Raw genomic sequence first — 13,882 nt, 5'->3', positions numbered from 1 at the left:
CCTGTGCTATGGCGGGTTGCGCAGGAGCACCTTCGGGTGCGCCGGTTCCCTTGTACGCCGGTCCGCCAATCCTGTGCAATCCGCCACCCATACTGCTTGGCGGCAGCGGGTGACGGCTACTTAGTACAAGGAGTTCATCCATGCCTATCGCTTCTCATCCATCTCCCCCTGGCACCTCTGACACCAATCTGACGATTGCCAAAGGCCATCGCTTTTGCCCCACCGGCGACGCATCCCATGACCGCCACTTGTTCATGGTGACACCAGGCATACCCATTTCGGATGCAGCCCGATCTCTTTGCGAACTGCTTGATGCTTTGGACGAACCGATCTATGCCACAGCCATGAACGAACGGGAGTTCACCGCCCGCGACGCTTGGCTGGCTAAGTACACACTCGACGCGGCAAAAGCAGTCGCCGGCGCAATCGCGCGCACGTTGGAAAAACGCGACCCTGAACCAAAACTACCTGCCGAGTAAGGCTTGCGCCCCCTCTGCCCACTAGGCTCAGGGGGCGTCGCTCATATCCAGTTGATCGATATCAAGAAGCAGCCATCTGCTTGCACATAGCATGAAGGGTGGACACTCGACCGACCCCGCAAGGACCTCCATGAGCGAAGAATCCGCCACCCTCCTCCTGCCGTCGCCTGCCGACACCGGCAGCGGCACCAAGCCCGTCACCCGCACCCGCCGCCCACGTCAGCGCAAGCCAGCCCCCAGCATCGCCGCGCCAGAGACCATCACCCAGGTCAGCCAGCAACCCGCCGCCCTGGTAGTGGCCAACGCGCGCAAAGGCAGCAACGAAGACAGTACCTCGGCGCACCTGCCGGCCAGCTACCCGTACCGCACGCGCATGCGCCGCCAGGACTACGACAAGGCCAAGCACGCGCTGCAGATCGAGCTACTGAAGGTACAGAACTGGGTGAAGGAAACCGGCCAGCGCATCGTCATCCTCTTCGAGGGCCGTGACGCAGCGGGCAAGGGCGGCACCATCAAGCGCTTCATGGAGCACCTGAATCCGCGTGGTGCTCGCATCGTCGCGCTGGAGAAGCCCTCCGAACAGGAGAAAGGCCAGTGGTACTTCCAGCGCTACATCCAGCACCTGCCCACCGCCGGTGAAATGGTGTTCTTCGACCGCTCCTGGTACAACCGCGCCGGGGTCGAGCGGGTGATGGACTTCTGCTCGCCGCTGCAATACCTGGAGTTCATGCGCCAGGCGCCGGACCTGGAGCGGATGCTGTGCAACAGCGGCATCCTGCTGTTCAAGTTCTGGTTTTCGGTGAACCGCGAGGAGCAATTGCGCCGCTTCATCTCGCGGCGCGACGACCCACTCAAGCACTGGAAGCTGTCGCCCATCGACATCAAGTCGCTGGACAAGTGGGAGGATTACACCGCCGCCAAGGAAGCCATGTTCTTCCACACCGATACTGCCGATGCGCCGTGGACGGTGATCAAGTCCGACGACAAGAAGCGCGCGCGGATCAACTGCATCCGGCATTTCCTGCATTCGCTGGACTATCCGGGCAAAGACCACAGCGTGGCGCATGCGCCGGATCCGCTGCTGGTGGGGCGCGCTTCGCGGGGGTTCGAGGAGGATGAGGTGCCAGCCCCGAGCCCTCTGTAACGGCCATCGCGGGGCCAGCCCGCTCCCACGCGGCGCCCCACCCTTGGGTTTTCAGGGCAACTGCGCTTCAATACGCGCCTTTACCAGATACCTCCAAGGATCGCTTCATGGCCACCAACACCAAGCAACAGAAACGCGCCAAGCGCGCCGCCACCAAGGCCAAGCAGAACCGCATGGTGCGCAGCGGCCAGGCGGTCAAGGCCAGCGCCGGCGACAGCGCCAGCGTCGAGCAGGTATTCAACAAGGCCATGGAGTCGGGCAGCTACAACAGCCTGTTCGAGAAGATGAAGGAAGCCCAGGAAAACGGCCTGGTGCCGATGATCTCGGTGTTCCTGGTGGACCCATTGCTGGCACTGGTGCTCAAGGGCCACAAGGAAGAACACGCCACCGACTACATCGTCATGGTGTTCACCGCCTACCGCAAATGGCTCGACGGCACCGACGAGGACGCGACCATGGCCTGGCTTGAGAGCGATGAGTTCCAGGCGGCCTATGTCACGGCTTCCGAGGTGGTGGCCAAGGGGCAGCAACAGCAGAAGCAATTCGGCTGAGCCAGCACCGCCGCCTTCGCGGGTAACGCTCAACACTGTGGGAGCGGGTTTATCCGCGAAGAGGCAGGAACAGACAAACAAAAAGGCCGCGCCCTTCACAGGACGCGGCCTTTTCATTTCACAGGCAGCGAATCAGCTATCCAGTGCCACGCGCCCGGCAGCGCCGCGCTTGCGGTGCACCAGCAAGCCTGCGGCCACAACGGCGATGCTCAGCAGCGCGGTAGCGATGATCTCGACGCGGTGGTCCTCACGCAGCCCCATCACCACCAGAATGGCGACGATGAAGGCGATGGTCGCCCAGGTCAGGCCCGGGAACATCCACATCTTGAACGAGATCTTCTCGCCGCTGGCTTCACGCTGGGCACGCATGCGCAGTTGCGACACGGCGATCACCAGGTACACCAGCAGGGCGATGGCGCCAGAGCTGGCCAGCAGGAACTCGAATACCGCGGCCGGGGCCAGGAAGTTGGCGAACACGCACAGGAAGGCCGCAGCGGTGGACAGCAGCACGGCCCAGTGCGGGGTGCCCGCCTTGGTGGTGCGCTGGGCGACTGCCGGGGCATCGCCACGCTTGCTCAGGGAGAAGAGCATGCGCGAGGAGGTGTACAGCGCCGAGTTCAGGCAGCTGGTCACGGCGATCAGCACGACGATGTCGACGATCAGCTTGGCATTCGGTACGCCGATCAAGCTGAGGACGGTCTGGTAGGAGCCTTTCTCGGCCAGGGTCGGATCGTTCCACGGCACCATGGCCACGACCAGGAAGATCGATACCAGGTAGAACAGGCAGATACGCCAGATCACCGAGTTGGTGGCCCGGCTGATCTGCTTGCCCGGGTCTTTCGACTCGGCGGCGGCGATGGTGACGATCTCGGTCCCCATGAAGGAGAACATGGTGGTCAGCATGGCGGCCAGCACGGCGCCCAGGCCATTGGGCATGAAGCCTTGGGTATCGAACAAGTGGCTGACGCCGCTGATCTGGCTGCTCGGGACCATGCCGAACATGGCAGCGCAACCGACGACGATGAAGCCGATGATCGCCAGTACTTTGAGCAGGGCGAACCAGAACTCGAACTCACCGTAGTTCTTCACGCTGAACAGGTTGGTAACGGTCAGCACCAGGGTGATGATCAGCGAGAACGCCCACAGGTCCACGGCCGGGAACCAGGCATGCAGGATGGCGGCGGCGGCGTTGGCCTCCAGCGGGATCACCAGCACCCAGAACCACCAGTACAGCCAGCCGATGGTGAAACCGGCCCAGCGCCCGATGGCGCGGTCGGCGTAGGTCGAGAAAGAACCGGTGTCGGGCGAGGCGACCGCCATTTCACCGAGCATGCGCATCACCAGTACAACCAGGGTGCCGGCAGCGGCGTAAGCCAGCAGCACGGCAGGGCCGGCGGCGGCGATGGCATGGCCGGAGCCGACGAACAAGCCGGCGCCGATCACGCCTGCGATGGACAGCATGGTCACATGCCGTTGTTTGAGCCCCTGAGCGAGGTCATTGGAATTGTTACCGCTCATAAAACTACCTTTGTAAGGAGTGGACCACCCGAATGAAGGGAATACGAAGCGCACCAAGGGGTGATTTAGGCGTCGCCGCATTCGGTCTTTTCCCACTGGCAATAAGCGCGCCATTTTTAAATGCCATTTATCCGGAATGGCTGACGCCCGCAAATTCTCTGGCTTTGCGGCCTTTCTGCCAGGCTTTGACCGAAAGCCCGCCAAATCTCCATGCCAAGTCCGGATTACTGAAATACCCACTTACAAACGCACCAAAGGTGCTCCTCGGTAACACCCGCGCACCAGGGCAAGGCATTGAAGTGCAACCAAGAGGTACAACCATTGTTTCAGCCATGATTCGATCTGCGTGGGAGCGGGCTTGCCCCGCGATAGCGATTGTCGCTTCAACACCTTCAGTCCTGCCGAAGCCATCGCGGGGCAAGCCCGCTCCCACGAGGTGCTACCTGTTTCTGCGTAAATGGTCTAAACCGCTTCCATGCTCCGGCCAAAACTGGCACCATCGCGCCTTTTTTCATCAAGGCTCCGGTGCTGGGCAAAACGCCATTGCGGACATCCTCGCGACAGTCCACTGCAACGATGCGACAAACTGCCCCACCAATGACCGAAGCCCCTTGCGACCCGGTTGGCCGCTGTTGCGCCGCTATGCTAGCGTGGCGCTCGCCAGGAAGGCCGCCAACAGCTGGGAACGCACCCGAACACATGAGGACCGCACATGGCCCAGGCCACGCCCGCGCTGGAAATCCGTAACCTGCACAAACGCTACGGCGAGCAGGAAATTCTCAAGGGCATTTCGCTGACCGCGCGCGACGGTGACGTGATCTCCATCCTCGGCTCATCCGGCTCCGGCAAGTCCACCCTGCTGCGCTGCATCAACCTGCTCGAGAACCCGCACCAAGGCGAAATCCTGGTCGCCGGCGAAGCCCTCAAGCTCAAGGCGCAGAAAAACGGCGACCTGATCGCCGCCGACAACCGCCAGATCAATCGCCTGCGCAGCGAGATCGGCTTTGTCTTCCAGAACTTCAACCTGTGGCCGCACATGTCGATCCTCGACAACATCATCGAGGCGCCGCGCCGCGTACTCGGCCAAAGCAAGGCCGAAGCCATCGAGCACGCCGAGGCGCTGCTGAACAAGGTCGGCATCTTCGACAAGCGCCACAGCTACCCCGCCCAGCTTTCCGGTGGCCAGCAACAGCGTGCCGCCATTGCCCGCACCCTGGCCATGAAGCCCAAGGTCATCCTGTTCGACGAGCCGACTTCGGCGCTCGATCCGGAAATGGTCCAGGAAGTGCTTAACGTCATCCGCGCCCTGGCCGAAGAAGGCCGTACCATGCTGCTGGTGACGCACGAGATGAACTTTGCCCGCCAGGTGTCCAGTGAAGTGGTCTTCCTGCACCAGGGCCTGGTCGAAGAGCAGGGATCGCCGCAGCAGGTCTTCGAAAACCCGACCTCGGCGCGTTGCAAGCAATTCATGTCCAGCCACCGCTAACGGAGCAATACATGCAGACTTACAAGAAGTTCCTCCTGGCCGCTGCTGCCACCCTGGTGATGTCGGCCAACGCCATGGCCGCAGAAAAACTGCGCATGGGTATCGAGGCTGCCTACCCACCGTTCAACAACAAGGACGCCAGCGGCCAGGTCGTCGGCTTCGACAAGGACATCGGCGACGCCCTGTGCGCCAAGATGAAGGTTGAATGCACGGTCGTGACCTCCGACTGGGACGGCATCATCCCGGCCCTGAACGCCAAGAAGTTCGACTTCCTGGTGTCGTCGCTGTCGATCACCGACGAGCGCAAGCAGGCGGTGGATTTCACCGACTACTACTACTCGAACAAGCAGCAGTTCATCGCGCCGAAGAACGTCGACTTCAAGACCGACCGCGCTTCGCTCAAGGGCAAAACCATCGGCACCCAGCGCGCAACCCAGGCCGCAACCTGGCTGGACGAAAACGGCGGCATGGACAATGAGTTCAAGGTCAACCTCTACGATGGCCAGCAAAACGCCTACCTCGACCTGACCTCTGGCCGCCTCGACGCCATCCTCGCCGACAAGTACGCCAACTACGATTGGCTGAAATCCGAAGCCGGCAAGAACTACGAGTTCAAGGGTGAGCCGGTCAACGAGGATGACAAGGTCGGCATCGCCGTGCGCAAAGGTGACGACGCGCTGCGCAACAAGCTCAATGCCGCACTGAAGGAAATCATTGCCGACGGCACCTACAAAAAGATCAACGACAAGTATTTCCCGTTCAGCATCTACTGATTCGCACCTCTTGATTCGCCCCGACAGGCACCGCTGATGCGGTGCCTGTCCCTTGAACAAACCTACCCATGATAATCGACCTGCACGGATTCGGTCCGGCCCTGATCGCCGGCACTGTAATGACCGTAAAACTGGCGCTCTGCGCCCTGCTGCTGGGGCTGGCCCTGGGCCTGCTCGGCGCACTGGCCAAGACCTCGCAAGTCAAACCGCTGCAATGGCTTGGCGGCACGTATTCCACATTGGTGCGCGGCGTACCCGAGCTGCTTTGGGTGCTGCTCATCTATCTCGGTACGGTCACCATGATGAACCGTATCGGCGATGCCCTGGGCATTCCAGGCCTGGAACTCAGCGCATTTGCTGCGGGCGTGATCGCGCTCGGCCTGTGCTTCGGCGCCTATGCAACGGAGGTGTTCCGCGGTGCCATCCTGGCCATACCCAAGGGGCATCGTGAAGCCGGCATGGCCCTGGGCCTGTCGAAGGCTCGAATCTTGTCGCGGATCATCCTGCCGCAGATGTGGCGCATCGCCCTTCCTGGCCTGGGCAACCTATTCATGATCCTGATGAAGGACACCGCGCTGGTCTCGGTGATCGGGTTGGAAGAAATCATGCGCCACGCGCAGATTGGTGTAACCGTGACCGATAAGGCATTCACGTTCTACGCCGTTGCCGCCTGCATCTACCTGGGCCTGACCGTCATTGCCATGACCGGCATGCACTTCCTGGAAAAGCGCGCCGCTCGCGGCTTCATGAGGGCCGAATAAATGAACTGGGAAGTCATCATCAAGTGGCTACCGCGCCTGGCCCAGGGCGCGACCCTGACCCTGGAGCTGGTGGCCATCGCGGTCATCGCCGGGCTGATCCTGGCCATCCCGCTGGGCATTGCCCGCTCCTCGCGGCACTGGTACATGCGCGCCCTGCCCTTCGGCTACATCTTCTTCTTCCGCGGCACGCCACTGTTGGTGCAGCTGTTCCTGGTCTACTACGGCCTGGCCCAGTTCGACGCGGTGCGTACTAGTGCGCTGTGGCCGTACCTGCGCGACCCGTTCTGGTGTACGGTACTGACCATGACCCTGCACACCGCCGCCTACATCGCCGAGATCCTGCGCGGCGCACTGCAGGCGATCCCCAAGGGCGAGATCGAAGCCGCCCGGGCACTGGGCATGTCGCGGGGCAAGGCGCTGTTCTACATCATGCTGCCGCGCGCCGCGCGCATCGGCCTGCCGGCCTACAGCAACGAAGTGATCCTGATGCTCAAGGCCAGCGCCCTGGCCAGCACCGTGACGCTGCTGGAGCTGACCGGCATGGCGCGGACCATCATCGCCCGCACCTACCTGCCGGTGGAGATCTTCTTTGCTGCCGGGGTGTTCTACCTGGTGATCTCGTTCGTGCTGGTGCAGGGCTTCAAGTTGCTGGAACGCTGGTTGCGCGTGGATGCCTGCCAGGGGCGCTAACCTGCAACACGCTCGGGGCCGCTTTGCGGCCCCTTTCAATTGCGCCTCGGTGCCTGCATGAACACGACACTCCCCCTCCAAGGCAGCCAGCTCCTCGAGCGCTTCCAGGCCCTTGACCACTTTCTGCTTCAGCACCAGCCGCTGTGGCGCCCACGGCCGTTCACCGAACTGCAGCTGGGCTGGGAAAGCGAGTACTCCGAGCTGTCCGCATGGCTGCGCAATCGCACCCTGGAACAAGCCGAAGCCGTCCAGCAACACCCGGAACAGGTTCCGGCCCCGGCCCCCTTCCCGCAACTGGCCAGTCTGGCCCGACAGCTGTCTGCCGTGGGTGAATTGCCCGACGCTGGCCTGCACCCGGCCGGCCACCGCCTTGACGCCAACGTCCCTGGACGCAAATGGCAGCAGATCGAGGCCTTCAGCCGCCGCCTGAGCTTCAACCAGCCCACCCGGCACTGGCTGGACTGGTGTTCGGGCAAGGGCCACCTGGGCCGCCGCCTGCTGCAAGCCGGCCAGCAATTGACCTGCCTGGAGTACGACGCCGAGTTGGTCAGCGCCGGCCAGGCACTGAGCGATCACCATCGACTGCCAGCCCAGCATGTTCAGCAGGATGTAATGGCCGCAGACAGCATGCAGCAGCTGGGTGGCGACAAAAGCGTGGTGGCCCTGCATGCCTGTGGCGATCTGCATGTGCGCCTGCTGCACCTGGCCAGCCAGCAAGGCTGCCCGCAACTGGCCGTGGCGCCGTGCTGCTACAACCGCATCCAGGGCGAGCAGTACAAGGCGATATCCACAGCCGCACAGGCATCGGCCCTGCAGCTGTCGATCGGCGATCTGGGCCTGCCGCTCAGTGAAGCCGTCACCTCCAGCGCCCGGGTACGCCGCCAGCGCGACAGCTCGATGGCCAGGCGTCTGGGGTTCGACCTGCTGCAGCGCCAACAGCGGGGTATCGATGCTTACCTGCCAACACCTTCATTGCCGGTCGATTGGCTGAAGAAACCCTTCGAGCAGTACTGCCGTGACCTTGCCGCGCTGCGCCAGGTCGAACTGAGCGGCACGCCGGACTGGGCCGCCCTTGAGTCGCAAGGCTGGCAACGGCTGGCTCAGGTGCGCAACCTGGAGCTGGTGCGCAACCTGTTCCGCCGCCCATTGGAACTGTGGCTGGTGCTCGACCGAGCCTTGTACCTTCAAGAGCAAGGTTATGCCGTGCGCGTAGGACTGTTCTGCGAATACCCGCTGACGCCACGCAACCTGTTACTGCTGGCCGAACGCGACGGATCGCCGCAGCGCAGCTGACAACCTGTGGATAACTCTGTGTACAAGCTTGTGATGAAAATCACATACGCTTGGATCCAAGCGCTATTTGCGCCGCTTTGCTTATTCCGCTTTCCAGCTGAAAACCAGCAAAAACAGGGCTTTGCGCAAAGACCGGTGGCAGGGCCAGTCGGCATGCCTTTCGCGCAAGTAAAAAATGCCGCTTGTGCATAAGCATTTCAGCCGCAAGCTTGAAACCGCCTGAAACAGGCGATTTCAAGCCAGTTTCAACAGCCCCATACCGAGCAGAAGCAGCGCCAGCCCCAGCCAGCCACGGCCGCCCAGACGCTGACCGAACAGCGCCCAACCCATGGCGACAGTGGCAAGGATGCCGAAGCCGCCCCAGATGGCATAGGCCAGCGACAACTCGATGTCCTGTACCGCTTGAGCCAACGCGGTGAAGGCCGCCAGCACGCAGAAGATCGAGGCCACGCCCAGGCCCTTGCGACGAAAACCGTCGGAATACTTGAGCAGCAGGTTGGCCAGCACTTCCAGCACGATGGCCAGGCCCAGCCAGGCAAAGGGAATCAGCATGGCAGCGCCTCCCCTTCAACCTCGACGGGCTTGCTGCGGGTACCTGCCTTGATCAGCAGGATGCCGGCAATCATCACCGCCAGCCCCAGGGCCTTGGCCCAGCCCAGGCTTTCGCCCAGCCAGAGCACACTGACCAGGGTGATCAGGACGATGCCGATCCCCTCCCACAGCGCATAGGCCACACCGACCGGCACACGCTTGACCGCCAGGGCCAGAAAGAAATACGACAGGCAGATCATGACGTACATCACGGCATGCCCAGCCACGGGGAAATGAGTGGCGGCGAGTTTCATCGACGCCGTGCCGATCACCTCGGCGGTGATGGCGACGATCAGGTAGATCCAGGAACGCATGGTGCCCTCCCATGGGCGACACAGCAGCCGAGCGCACAGGCGTCGGCGCAAGACAGAAAGGTTTGAGGCTGTAGTGGGAGGGTGGCGCTAGAGGTCGCCGGTCCAGTGACGTTCACGGGAAACCAGGCGGGAGGTGGAGAGGAGCTTGAAAGCTTTACTGTTCAACATAATGAACAACAAATTAGCTTAGGCAATCGCAAAAGTCAAAGCGATAGAAAAAACACAAATAAAGACGCGAACAAATTGCAGGTATACCGAACAAACCCCTGAAAACACCTAGAACGGCGCGTAAATTATATTAACCACCCATGGAGCGACAGGAACACAGCATGCCTCGTGGCCCGGCAACTCAGCCACAGCACAGCCAAGCTTCGTCGGCTCGTTCGGTGTATCATCGCCGGCTGTCCACGTGATCATGCACTGTTCAAACGAGCCAAGACGCGCAGAACCACCCGCCCGGTGATCTGCCGGCGCTGTGCGAAAAATGATCAAGGATGCCAACAACCGTGATTGTTCGCGTAGGGGGCATGGCCTCATCGTATTAACGGGACGCGCGTCACAGCTGCCAATACCCAAGCTACTGGTCCCCGAGAGGGAGCCGCTAGCGTTGCAGCCGCCTCTTGAACACAGACTGACCTTGGAACGGATTCGAACATCGTGAAACACGCCAAGCCCTTCGCCCTGCTGACCGTCGCCCTGGCCCTGACTGGCTGCGCCAGCAGCACGCCACCGGCCAAGCCGACACCGCTGGACTGGAACATGCCCGGCATGCAGCTCGGCGGCGACCGCGGCCTGCCGCTGCACGTCGCCACCCCTTGCCGCAAGCGCGGCTGCGACAACGACAAGCTGTTCTTCAATCCCGGCAAGACCGAACCAAGCGTCACCACCATCCACCGCGGCTGGTAGGAAAATTCTCCTTTGCGCTCGGTGACTTAGGGTGTTACGCATTGATTGCAAGAAGTAGTTTACAGCCACGAATCCATCGCTATAATGACGCCCCTGTGCCGGTATAGCTCAGATGGTAGAGCAACTGACTTGTAATCAGTAGGTCCCGGGTTCGATTCCTGGTGCCGGCACCATACTCAAAAAGCCTCGACGTAAGTCGGGGCTTTTGCGTTTCTGGAGATCATCCAGTCGCCCCCCCACCCCGTCACTCCAGCAACAACGCCTTATGCAGCTTCCTGATCTCCGGCCCGCTAAGCTCCAGCGCCACGTGCTTGCCCTCCTTCCCCAGCCCGTTGATCAGCACGATCCCTCCCTTGGCAAACGTCCTTTCCTGAGCAAGCGGATAAAGCGCAATGATGTGATCGATGCTGATCACATACTGACGGTGATTGCTGACTTCGAAACTGACGAAACGGCTCACTCCCTGTGCTCCCTGAGTCGCTGCACGTGGCAGCCCACGTAACTCCATAGTAGCTATCGGCCACAATTGCGACAGATTGCCCTGCCGCTCGATTTCTTGTTTGGGCTCAATAAACCCTGTTTTCAAAATGGGTATTCCTGTGCCGACGGCTTTCGTCGACTTAAGGAGAAGTCCCATGAGTGAGCAAAAAGGCGTAGCCCTGACGCGGCGCGGGGTGCTGGCGGGGGGTGTATTGCTGGGGGTTGGCAGCACTGCGTTGGCCTGCGGCCTGGCGCGGGCGGCGGTACCGGCAACCAATGATCCACCCACCGACCTGACCCGGCTGGAACGCACCCGGGTCGAGCTGGTTGCACCACCCCAGGTACATGCCCACAGCCAGCGCGCGCCTGGCAAACCGCGGATCGTCGAGTTCCGCATGGAGATCGAGGAGAAAGAACTTGCGGTCGACAGCGAGGGCGCCTACATCCATGCCATGACCTTCAACGGCTCGGTGCCCGGCCCGCTGATGGTGGTGCACGAGGGCGACTACGTGGAGCTCACCCTGGTCAACCCGGCCAGCAACAGCATGATGCACAACATCGACTTCCATGCCGCCACTGGCGCGCTCGGCGGTGGTGAACTGACCCATGTGAAGCCTGGCGAGCAGGTGAAGCTGCGCTTCAAGGCGGACCGCGCCGGGGTGTTCGTGTACCACTGCGCGCCGGGCGGGGTGATGATCCCTTGGCACGTGGTGTGCGGCATGAACGGTGCAATCATGGTGCTGCCGCGGGACGGCCTGAAAGACGGCGACGGGCGGCCGCTGCAATACGACAAGGTCTGGTACATCGGCGAGCAGGACTACTACATCCCGCGCGACAAGGACGGCAAGTACAAACGCTACGCCAGCCCATCGGCGAGCTTCGCCGACATGTACCAGGTGATGAAGGGGCTTATCCCCACGCACGTGGTCTTCAATGGCAGCGTCGGCGCGCTGACCGGCCAGCACGCGCTCACCGCCACGCTCGGCGAAACGGTGCTGCTCGTCCACTCGCAAGCCAACCGCGACACCCGCCCGCACCTGATCGGCGGCCATGGCGACTACGTGTGGGCCGCCGGCAAGTTCGCCAACCCGCCGCAGCGCAACCTGGAAACCTGGTTCATCCCCGGCGGCGCCGCAGGCGCGGCGCTGTACACCTTCCGCCAGCCCGGCCTGTACACCTACCTCAATCACAACCTGATCGAGGCCGTGATGCTGGGTGCCGCTGCGCACGTGAAGGTCGAAGGGCAATGGAACGACGACCTGATGAAACAGCTGGAAGCGCCTGGACCGATTCGCTAGCGGCGACCACCATCATTTGCGAAGGCTTCGCATTCGCAGATGATTTTTTGTTACGATTGCGTCGCCTCACGCACTGCCGCCATGTCGGTCTGCGCGGGGATGACGTTGATCGTAACGAGCGCTGCCGCTCGCATTTCTACAGGTACCCTTCCATGAGCTTCACCCTGCTGGTTGTCGACGATGACGACGAGATTCGCGAACTTCTCTGCGATTATCTGAGTGATGCCGGCTACCAGGTTTTAGCGGCCGCAGATGGCGAGCAGATGCGCGCGCAACTGGCCCTGCACAAGGTCGACCTGGTGGTGCTGGATCTGATGCTGCCCGGCGAGGATGGCCTGAGCCTGTGCCGGCAGTTGCAGGGGCTGCCGGGGCTGGCGGTGATCCTGCTGTCGGCCAAGGGCAGCACCCTGGACCGCATCACTGGCCTGGAAGCAGGCGCCGACGACTACCTGGCCAAGCCCTTCGAGCCCCGCGAGCTGGTTGCCCGGATCAAGGCGGTGCTGCGCCGGCCCCTGCAGCTGGAGGCCAGCACCGGCGAAGGCGATGTCCAGCCGCAGCGATTCGCAGGCTTTGCGCTGGACCCCATCAAACGGCTGCTCACCCACCCCGACGGCCAGGCCCTGACCCTGCCACGCTCCGATTACCGGGTACTGCACGAGTTGCTGCAGGCCGATAACAGCGTGGTATCCCGCGATCATCTGACACGCAGCGCGTTCGGCCGCGACCACCTGCCCGACGACCGTTCGGTGGACATGTGCATCAGCCGCCTGCGCCGACAGTTGCGCCGTGCACCGGGCCAAGCTGCGCAGATCCTCACCATCCGCAACGAAGGCTACTTGCTGAACCTGCGCCGCGAAGCTTCGGGCACCTGAGGTGCGCCTGGTTCGGTAGCCCAAAGCGGGCCCAACGTAGCTATTTGCAGTCGCCCTGCAGGATTCTCAGCGCCGCTTCAGCCAGGAAGCCCGAGCGGCTTTTCTGCTCAGGATGGTTCTTCACGTAGGCATCGATACGGGTGAGCAGGTAGGCCGGCAGGGTGATGTTGAGCTTCTCGGCCTTGCCCAGGTAGCGGGTGATATCGATGTCGATGAGCGCCCAGGTGCATCCGGCGTAGTCAGGGTTGGCCGCATGGGCGCTCACCTTGCTGGCCTTGGGGATTTCCTGGCCGTCCTGGGCGAGCAGTTCGAGGTGGCCCTCGATGGCCTCGCGGGCCATGGCGATGGCGTCATCGAGGTCTTCACCGGCCGAAAAGCAGCCCGGGATGTCCGGGACTTCCACGCCCCAGGCGTGCTGGTCGTCGCCGGGCAGGATGGCGATGGGGAATAACATGGCAGTGGCTCTCCTGGTCAGCTGGCGTAGCCGATCCGCGCCTGGCGCAGGATGCTGGCCGCAGTGGCGGGCAGCAGGTCCTTCTTCGGGTGCGGGATGGTCACCAGCCCAGTCTTGTGGGGGTGCTTGAAGTGATGGTGGCTGCCCTTGGATCGCACCAGGTACCAACCATCGGCCTCGATCACCGAAATCATTTCGCGGCTGTTCATGAACCCTTCCTTGGGCTGTTCGCAGCGGTGGTTAGTATAACTACCGTCAACGATCTATCAACA

The 13,882-nt window shown here is 62.2% G+C and carries 17 protein-coding genes and 1 tRNA gene; 12 read left to right on the top strand and 6 right to left on the bottom strand.

Translation table 11 applies throughout. The features are described from left to right. Window positions 1-140 precede the first annotated feature (140 nt). The 3 genes from DM373_RS03475 (at window position 141) to DM373_RS03465 (ending at window position 2,174) form a co-directional block, all read left to right on the top strand. Window positions 141-479 carry a DUF3077 domain-containing protein gene (locus DM373_RS03475; RefSeq protein ID WP_110992238.1) on the top strand — a complete coding sequence of 113 codons (339 nt, stop codon included), beginning with the start codon at window positions 141-143 and terminating at the stop codon, window positions 477-479. Between the two features lie 130 nt (window positions 480-609). Next, a complete protein-coding gene (gene ppk2 / locus DM373_RS03470; RefSeq protein WP_110992237.1) occupies window positions 610-1,623 on the top strand; it encodes a polyphosphate kinase 2 in 1,014 nt (337 codons plus the stop codon). 107 nt (window positions 1,624-1,730) lie between these two features. Beyond that, complete coding sequence (locus DM373_RS03465; protein ID WP_110992236.1) at window positions 1,731-2,174, top strand: hypothetical protein; 444 nt, start codon at window positions 1,731-1,733, stop codon at window positions 2,172-2,174. Between the two features lie 132 nt (window positions 2,175-2,306). On the opposite strand, the gene gabP is transcribed toward DM373_RS03465, so the two are convergent. Next, entirely contained in the window at window positions 2,307-3,692 is a 1,386-nt protein-coding gene (gabP, locus tag DM373_RS03460) for a GABA permease (protein ID WP_110992235.1), read from the bottom strand. A gap of 712 nt (window positions 3,693-4,404) precedes the next feature. On the opposite strand from gabP, the gene DM373_RS03455 reads away from it, so the two are divergent. The 5 genes from DM373_RS03455 (at window position 4,405) to DM373_RS03435 (ending at window position 8,695) form a co-directional block, all read left to right on the top strand. Further along, complete coding sequence (locus tag DM373_RS03455; protein ID WP_046853793.1) at window positions 4,405-5,178, top strand: ABC transporter ATP-binding protein; 774 nt, start codon at window positions 4,405-4,407, stop codon at window positions 5,176-5,178. An 11-nt stretch (window positions 5,179-5,189) separates the two neighbouring features. Further along, complete coding sequence (locus DM373_RS03450; RefSeq protein WP_110992234.1) at window positions 5,190-5,951, top strand: ABC transporter substrate-binding protein; 762 nt, start codon at window positions 5,190-5,192, stop codon at window positions 5,949-5,951. A 68-nt stretch (window positions 5,952-6,019) separates the two neighbouring features. Further along, a complete protein-coding gene (locus tag DM373_RS03445) occupies window positions 6,020-6,712 on the top strand; it encodes an ABC transporter permease (protein WP_110992233.1) in 693 nt (230 codons plus the stop codon). Then, entirely contained in the window at window positions 6,713-7,402 is a 690-nt protein-coding gene (locus DM373_RS03440) for an ABC transporter permease (RefSeq protein WP_110992232.1), read from the top strand. A gap of 57 nt (window positions 7,403-7,459) precedes the next feature. Continuing rightward, window positions 7,460-8,695 (top strand): methyltransferase, encoded by a 1,236-nt coding sequence (locus DM373_RS03435; protein ID WP_110992231.1) that lies wholly within the window; start codon window positions 7,460-7,462, stop codon window positions 8,693-8,695. A 234-nt stretch (window positions 8,696-8,929) separates the two neighbouring features. Here the strand turns inward: DM373_RS03435 and mdtI are convergent, their stop codons facing one another. Then, window positions 8,930-9,247 carry a multidrug/spermidine efflux SMR transporter subunit MdtI gene (gene mdtI, locus DM373_RS03430; protein WP_110992230.1) on the bottom strand — a complete coding sequence of 106 codons (318 nt, stop codon included), beginning with the start codon at window positions 9,245-9,247 and terminating at the stop codon, window positions 8,930-8,932. Next, the gene (locus tag DM373_RS03425) at window positions 9,241-9,600 is read right to left on the bottom strand and encodes a multidrug/spermidine efflux SMR transporter subunit MdtJ (protein WP_110992229.1); all 360 of its coding nucleotides are present in this window, start codon (window positions 9,598-9,600) and stop codon (window positions 9,241-9,243) included. Before DM373_RS03425 ends, mdtI begins: the two co-directional genes overlap by 7 nt. Window positions 9,601-10,257: 657 nt before the next feature. On the opposite strand from DM373_RS03425, the gene DM373_RS03420 reads away from it, so the two are divergent. Both DM373_RS03420 and DM373_RS03415 read left to right on the top strand, forming a co-directional pair. After that, a complete protein-coding gene (locus tag DM373_RS03420; RefSeq protein ID WP_110992228.1) occupies window positions 10,258-10,506 on the top strand; it encodes a hypothetical protein in 249 nt (82 codons plus the stop codon). 97 nt (window positions 10,507-10,603) lie between these two features. Next, a tRNA-Thr gene (locus DM373_RS03415) sits at window positions 10,604-10,679 on the top strand. Window positions 10,680-10,750: 71 nt separating this feature from the next. Here DM373_RS03415 and DM373_RS28660 read toward each other — a convergent pair. Next, window positions 10,751-10,966, bottom strand: coding sequence for a hypothetical protein (locus DM373_RS28660; protein ID WP_125857131.1), 216 nt, complete (start codon window positions 10,964-10,966; stop codon window positions 10,751-10,753). A gap of 175 nt (window positions 10,967-11,141) precedes the next feature. Between DM373_RS28660 and nirK the strand changes: the two genes are divergently transcribed. Then, window positions 11,142-12,284 (top strand): copper-containing nitrite reductase, encoded by a 1,143-nt coding sequence (nirK, locus tag DM373_RS03405; RefSeq protein WP_110992226.1) that lies wholly within the window; start codon window positions 11,142-11,144, stop codon window positions 12,282-12,284. Window positions 12,285-12,436: 152 nt separating this feature from the next. Further along, the gene (locus tag DM373_RS03400) at window positions 12,437-13,156 is read left to right on the top strand and encodes a response regulator (protein ID WP_110992225.1); all 720 of its coding nucleotides are present in this window, start codon (window positions 12,437-12,439) and stop codon (window positions 13,154-13,156) included. Between the two features lie 40 nt (window positions 13,157-13,196). Here DM373_RS03400 and DM373_RS03395 read toward each other — a convergent pair whose 3' ends face one another. Further along, window positions 13,197-13,610 carry a type II toxin-antitoxin system HicB family antitoxin gene (locus tag DM373_RS03395; protein ID WP_110992224.1) on the bottom strand — a complete coding sequence of 138 codons (414 nt, stop codon included), beginning with the start codon at window positions 13,608-13,610 and terminating at the stop codon, window positions 13,197-13,199. 17 nt (window positions 13,611-13,627) lie between these two features. After that, on the bottom strand, window positions 13,628-13,819 hold the full coding sequence (locus tag DM373_RS03390) for a type II toxin-antitoxin system HicA family toxin (protein WP_110992223.1): 192 nt from the start codon (window positions 13,817-13,819) through the stop codon (window positions 13,628-13,630). Between the last annotated feature and the right edge of the window lie 63 nt (window positions 13,820-13,882).

Source organism: Pseudomonas sichuanensis (assembly GCF_003231305.1).
Taxonomy (GTDB): Bacteria; Pseudomonadota; Gammaproteobacteria; order Pseudomonadales; family Pseudomonadaceae; genus Aquipseudomonas; species Aquipseudomonas sichuanensis.
Note: the sequence above shows the minus strand (reverse complement) of the source record. Positions and strands in the feature narration are given on the sequence as shown.